The sequence below is a fragment of the Pleomorphomonas carboxyditropha genome, assembly GCF_002770725.1.
Classification (GTDB): Bacteria; Pseudomonadota; Alphaproteobacteria; order Rhizobiales; family Pleomorphomonadaceae; genus Pleomorphomonas; species Pleomorphomonas carboxyditropha.
The window spans coordinates 1-6,027 of record NZ_NQVN01000054.1 but is presented as its reverse complement, the minus strand read 5'-3'; the positions used below and the strand labels follow the sequence as shown (position 1 = coordinate 6,027).

The window sequence follows — 6,027 nt, the reverse complement described above, 5'->3', positions numbered from 1 at the left end:
CAGGATGACAGGTAATTTATATATAAGAAACATATACATAGATTGTCATCCTGCGCGAAGGCGCAGGACCTCGGGCAGAAAGAGGCGAGGGGGAGATATAGCTCTCCTAGCGTCAGCGGTCGCCGCCCGGTTCCTTCGACGAGAACCAGACGTCGGGATAGACGGCGACGGCGCTTTCATCGGGCGCCCGATCGGCCGTGCGCCAGACGGACCGGATGGATCGCACCTCGGCGGCGGTTTCCGGCAGCCTCAGGGGCTTAAGCTCCTCCGATGCGCCGACGCAGGGGATGAACCAGGACGGCATCAGCGGCTTGACGCTGAAACCGCCGTCCCCGGCCGTGACCAGCAGCGTCAGGGCGATCTTGTCGCTGGGCCGCCAGGGGAAGATCATCCGGCCGCCCGGCTTCAGAGCCGAAAGCCAGCCGGCCGGCGGCGCGGCGACGCCGGCGTTGACGTAGATCGCGTCGGAGGCCGGCAGCGGCGTTCCGGTGGCGTCGGCATGGACGACCGCGACGCCCTCGAAGGGCGCGAGGTTGCGCCGGGCGGCATCGGCGAGGCGCTCGTCGATCTCGAAGGCGGTGACCGTGCCGGTCGGCAGCACCAGCAGCGAGAGGATGGCGGTGTAGTAGCCGGTGCCGGCGCCGATCTGCGTCACCGCCTCGCCGCTTGCCGGCGCGATCGCCGCCATCCAGCGGGCGTGCAGCGACGGCTCGCCGTTGTTGATGCCCTTGGCGGCGTCGAGCGCCACCAGGACGTCCTGGTAGAGATAGGCCGGGTCGGCGCTCGGCGTGTCGACATGCCGGCCGCCGACGACGATCCGCCACGGCCCCGGTGGCAGGAACGCCTCGCGCGGGACGGCCTCGAAGGCCCGCTCGAGCCGGGGATCGGACGACTTGCTCGCCGCCGTGATCAGCCGCGCATAAAAGCCGCGAATTTCCTCGATGCCGGCCCGCCTGGTCATGGTGGAGACTCCCTGTCCGTGGATACTCGCCCTGTCTGCCGAAGGGAAATGTAGCGCGGAATGGGCATGGTTGGCATACCTTGATGACGGCGTGGGACCAAATCTTTCTTGCTCTCTTGTCCTATAAATGAGACAATGCCTTATGATCGAAATTCGCCAGACCGAGCAGTTCGAGGGCTGGCTCGCCCGCCTCGCCGACAGGCAGGCACGATCGCGTATTCTGGTGCGGATCGACCGTCTTGCGCTTGGCAACCCCGGTGATGTGAAGCCGGTCGGGCAGGGCGTGTCGGAACTCAGGGTCGATTATGGACCGGGCTATCGCGTCTATTTCGTCCGACGCGGCGAAAAGCTGATCGTCCTGCTGGCCGGAGGCGACAAGCGCACGCAGGCCAAGGACATCGCAGACGCCATTGCGCTGGCCGCAGGATGGGGAAACGAGGCATGACGATAGTCACCAAGCCGTTCGACACCGCCGAGTATCTCAGGAACGAAGAGGATATCGCCGCCTACCTGGAAGCGGCTTTCGAGGATGGCGACCCGGCGCTGGTTACCCACGCTCTCGGCGTGATTGCCCGCGCCCAGGGAATGAGCAAGCTCGCCCGCGATACCGGTCTTGGCCGGCAAAACCTTTACGTGGCGTTGTCCGAGGGCGGCAATCCGACGCTGGCGAACTTCATGGCCATCACCAAGGCGCTCGGGCTGGCGGTTCGGGTGGAGCCGATCCCGCGTGACGCGGCGGAGTGAGTGCCGGGGCGGTTTGGCGGTCAGAGCCGATCATCGGCGACGCCAAGGCGTGGATGGAGGCGTCGTTTGCCCGGTATCGGGCGGCGCTGGAGGGGAGAGCTGGAGAGGGAGACCGATATCGAACGCCCGCTTTACCTTCCCGAGGTCCCCGCCTGCGCGGGGATGACAATTGAGAAGAACGTTACGCTGCTGTTTTTATTTATAATTCTCCTGTCATCCCCGCGAAGGCGGGGACCTCGGGCAGAAAAGAACGAGGGGCGGATATAGGGCGCGCCCAGGACCTCAGGACGAGGGGGGCGCCTAGGGTCGCATCGGGCTCCCTTCGGTGCTGGGAGCGCTATATCGGCCGCCCGCTCCATTCTGCCCGAGGTCCTGGCCTGCGCCAGGATGACAGGTAGATTATATATGGGAAACAAACCCATAGCGGCTCGCTTGTCCTCCCGAAGATTGTCCTCCCGCGCGCAGGCGCAGGACCTCGGGACGAGGGGGTGCCGAGGGTCGCATCGGGCTCCCTTCGGCGCTGGGAGCGCTATATCGGCCGCCCGCTCCATTCTGCCCGAGGTCCTGGCCTGCGCCAGGATGACAGGTAGATTATATATGGGAAACAAACCCATAGCGGCTCGCTTGTCCTCCCGAAGAGTGTCCTCCCGCGCGCGGGCGCAGGACCTCGGGACGAGGGGGCGCCGAGGGTGGGCGGCCGACGCACTCGGATCCGCGATATCGGCGGTCATTTTCGATGCGACCTGACGTCGGAGCTGCGGCTTGTTCCGAGTCCTTTGGGCGAATTGTCTACCTCGGCAAACAAGATTATGAGTATCCCGCTATCGGGATTTACCCGTAGAACGCCGTTCGATCCGGCTGAAACGGATCGGTGCTGCAGGCCGGCGTTTGCAAGGCATCGTCTTGTCGATCCGCGTTCCACTCCGGTCGGATGATGCAACAGGCGACTCACGCGGAGGACGTTAGGGCAGGAGGAATTTCAGGGCGTCGTGGCCAACGCTTCTCGAGGAGGAAAAGCGTGGACAGGTCGGATGAACTACACGCGCAGCACGTCAGGGACACGCTGGCCGCCGACGGGGCGGCCCGCTCGGTCATCGCCGCGTCGTGGCATCGGTCGCAGGTTCTGCACAAGCTCGATCCGGCATCGCCGCGCCCACCCGTCTGGCGGTTGACCGAACAGGAGATCGCGCTGGCCCGGCAGCCGCTGGAGCCGCTGATCGTCTGCGCGACCAGCGCCATGGACCGCCTGCACGCCGCCGTCGGCGGCGTCGGTTGCTGCGTGCTGCTGGCCGATCGCAACGGCGTTCCGCTGGAAAGGCGGGGCGCGGCCGCCGACGACGCCACCTTCAGCGCATGGGGCCTTTGGGTCGGCACGCCATGGAGCGAAGGCAAGGAGGGCACCAACGGCATCGGCACCGCCATCGTCGAGCAACGCCCGGTGACCATCCACCGCGACCAGCATTTCTTCAGCCGCAACGCGCTCTTGAGCTGCACCTCCTCGCCGATCCACGATGCCGACGGGCAACTGGCGGCGGTGATCGACGTCTCCTCCTGCCGGGCCGACCTGACCGAAGGCTTCCTGACGCTGATCGCCCAGTCGGTCACCGACGCGGCGCGGCGCATCGAGTGCGATCTGTTCCGGCGCGCCTTCCCCGCGAGCCGCATCATTCTGGCGCCCTCGCCCGAGGGGCGGGCCGATGCTCTGGTGGCCGTCGACGGACACGAGCTGATCGTCGGCGCCACCCGCGCCGCCCGGCAGCTTCTCGGGCTGACGGCGGCCGATATCAACGGGCATACCCCGATCGGCGACCTGATCGCCCGGGAGCACGAAGCCGACGACCTCGCCGCCGGCGAGCGCGCGGTGGTCCAGCGTGCCCTGGCCCGGGCGCGCGGCAACGTGTCGCACGCCGCCGAGCTGCTCGGCATCAGCCGCGCCACGCTGCATCGCAAGCTGAACAAGCTCCGCCTGACCGGAAATTCTACTGGGGCGGGCATCTGACTTAGTCTTCTGCGCTTCCGGTGCTCACGGACCTGAATGTCCGCTCCGCTCCGGTTCTCGAAGCCGTCGCCAGCTGCCGCACCCCAGCGAATTTCGGGTCAGGCTCGGCGTTGAGCTTCCTGGAATGCAACCCCTCATCCGACTGTCGCAGAACTGCGACACTGGCGGGCTAGCCTTGCGGCGGGCCTGCTGGATTTCGGGTTTTCCCTACGCAATTCTCCCGACAGCGCGATGAACGCGCGACATGTCTGGGAGGACAAGATGACCTATCAGAGCACCGTCAAGGCCACGGATCTGCCGTTCCGCACCAAGTATGGCAACTACATCGGCGGCGAGTTCAAGGACGCCGTGAGCGGCCGCACCTTCGACAACCTGTCGCCGATCACCGGCCAGAAGCTCTGCGAAGTCGCGCGGTCGGAAGCCGCCGACATCGAGCTGGCGCTGGATGCGGCGCACGCGGCGCGCGAGGCCTGGGGCAAGACCAACGTCGCCCAGCGCGCCTACATCCTGAACCGCATCGCCGATCGCATGGAGGAGAACCTCGATCGTCTGGCGCTGGCCGAGACCTGGGACAACGGCAAGCCGATCCGCGAGACGACGGCCGCCGACCTGCCTCTCGCCATCGACCATTTCCGCTATTTCGCCGGCTGCCTGCGCGCCCAGGAAGGCACGCTGTCCGAGATCGACCACGACACTATCGCCTATCACTTCCACGAGCCGCTCGGCGTCGTCGGCCAGATCATCCCCTGGAACTTCCCGCTGCTGATGGCCGCCTGGAAGCTCGCTCCGGCGCTGGCCGCCGGCAACTGCGTCGTCCTGAAACCGGCCGAGCAGACGCCGGCCTCGATCCTCGTGCTGATGGAGCTGATCGGCGACCTGTTGCCGCCCGGCGTGCTCAACGTCGTCAACGGCTTCGGCCTCGAGGCGGGCAAGCCGCTCGCCTCCTCGCCGCGCGTCGCCAAGATCGCCTTCACCGGCGAGACGTCGACCGGCCGGCTGATCATGCAGTATGCCGGCCAGAACCTCATCCCGGTGACGCTGGAACTCGGCGGCAAGTCGCCCAACATCTTCTTCGCCGACGTGATGGCCGAGGATGACGACTTCTTCGACAAGGCCATCGAGGGCTTCGTGATGTTCGCCCTCAACCAGGGCGAGGTCTGCACCTGTCCGAGCCGCGCCCTGATCCAGGAAAGCGTCTACGACAAGTTCATGGAACGGGCGCTCACCCGCGTTCATGCCATCAAGCAGGGCAGCCCGCTCGACCCGGAGACGATGATCGGCGCCCAGGCCTCCGAGGAGCAGCTCAACAAGATCCTCGGCTACTTCGACATCGGCCGCCAGGAAGGCGCCGAAGTGCTGACCGGCGGCACGCGCGCCCACCTCGGCGGCGATCTCGAAGGCGGCTACTACGTCACCCCGACCGTCTTCCACGGCAACAACAAGATGCGCGTGTTCCAGGAAGAGATCTTCGGCCCGGTGGTCTCCTGCACCACCTTCAAGGACGAGGACGAGGCGCTGGAGATCGCCAACGATACGCTCTATGGCCTCGGGGCCGGCGTATGGAGCCGCGATGCCAACCGTCTCTATCGCTTCGGGCGCAACATCCAGGCCGGCCGCGTCTGGACCAACTGCTACCACGCCTATCCGGCGCACGCGGCGTTCGGCGGCTACAAGCAGTCGGGCATCGGCCGCGAAACCCACTCGATGATGCTCGACCACTATCAGCAGACCAAGAACCTCTTGGTCAGTTACAACCCGAAGAAGCTCGGCTTCTTCTGAGAGCCTGGCCGAAACTCTACTGGGGCGGGCATCTGGCTTGGAGTGCCGCGCTTCCGGTGCTCACGGGCCTTAAGCCCGCTGCGCTCCGGTTCTCGCACTCGTCGCCATCTGCCGCGCCCCAGCGAATTTCGATCCAGGCTCTGGGCGCGTGCATGAGAAGCGCCGATCCGGGTGAGCCGGGTCGGCGCTTCAAGCTGTTGGTGGGATGGAGAGTGCTATATCGGCCGATTGCCTCATTCTGCCTGAGGTCCTGGCCTGCGCCAGGATGACAGGAAATGGATATATAACAAGGAGATAGATCGTTGTGCGTGGGGTGCGAGGTTGCCCTTGGCTATCGGGGCATGCGATGTGCTGGGTGAGCTCGCAGGCGGCTTATCCAACTGTTTCCTCTATATAAATCTGTCATCAACTCTGTTGTGCGTTGAGGTCTCTCAGTTTTGCATTGAGGATGACGATGATCTTTCTCATGAGAGCTCCGATGGCGACGATTGGCTTTTTTCCGTTTTGGACAAGGCGTTGATAGACCTCTCGTAATGGCCCCTTG

The 6,027-nt window shown here is 65.3% G+C and carries 5 protein-coding genes and 1 pseudogene; 4 read left to right on the top strand and 2 right to left on the bottom strand.

Going from position 1 to position 6,027, the window contains the following annotated elements; all coding sequences use genetic code 11:
* Positions 1-112 precede the first annotated feature (112 nt).
* Positions 113-961 (bottom strand): protein-L-isoaspartate O-methyltransferase family protein, encoded by an 849-nt coding sequence (locus tag CJ014_RS27085; protein ID WP_100083605.1) that lies wholly within the window; start codon positions 959-961, stop codon positions 113-115.
* A gap of 142 nt (positions 962-1,103) precedes the next feature.
* Between CJ014_RS27085 and CJ014_RS27080 the strand changes: the two genes are divergently transcribed.
* From CJ014_RS27080 to adh, 4 genes are all read left to right on the top strand, one after another.
* On the top strand, positions 1,104-1,406 hold the full coding sequence (locus tag CJ014_RS27080) for a type II toxin-antitoxin system RelE/ParE family toxin (RefSeq protein WP_100083604.1): 303 nt from the start codon (positions 1,104-1,106) through the stop codon (positions 1,404-1,406).
* Positions 1,403-1,705, top strand: a complete 303-nt coding sequence (locus CJ014_RS27075; protein WP_100083603.1) for an addiction module antidote protein — start codon at positions 1,403-1,405, stop codon at positions 1,703-1,705. Before CJ014_RS27080 ends, CJ014_RS27075 begins: the two co-directional genes overlap by 4 nt.
* Before the next feature lie 1,018 nt (positions 1,706-2,723).
* Entirely contained in the window at positions 2,724-3,704 is a 981-nt protein-coding gene (locus CJ014_RS27070) for a helix-turn-helix domain-containing protein (RefSeq protein ID WP_245427747.1), read from the top strand.
* A gap of 261 nt (positions 3,705-3,965) precedes the next feature.
* Complete coding sequence (gene adh, locus CJ014_RS27065) at positions 3,966-5,483, top strand: aldehyde dehydrogenase (protein ID WP_100083602.1); 1,518 nt, start codon at positions 3,966-3,968, stop codon at positions 5,481-5,483.
* 405 nt (positions 5,484-5,888) lie between these two features.
* On the opposite strand, the pseudogene CJ014_RS28270 reads toward adh, so the two are convergent.
* Positions 5,889-6,027 (bottom strand): annotated as a pseudogene (locus CJ014_RS28270) (IS110 family transposase); the annotation flags it as partial.

Coding starts and splice junctions, on each gene's coding strand:
- CJ014_RS27085 (WP_100083605.1), bottom strand. CDS start 961: ATGACCAGGCGGGCCGGCATCGAGGAAATTCGCGGCTTTTATGCGCGG.
- adh (WP_100083602.1), top strand. CDS start 3,966: ATGACCTATCAGAGCACCGTCAAGGCCACGGATCTGCCGTTCCGCACC.
- CJ014_RS27075 (WP_100083603.1), top strand. CDS start 1,403: ATGACGATAGTCACCAAGCCGTTCGACACCGCCGAGTATCTCAGGAAC.
- CJ014_RS27080 (WP_100083604.1), top strand. CDS start 1,104: ATGATCGAAATTCGCCAGACCGAGCAGTTCGAGGGCTGGCTCGCCCGC.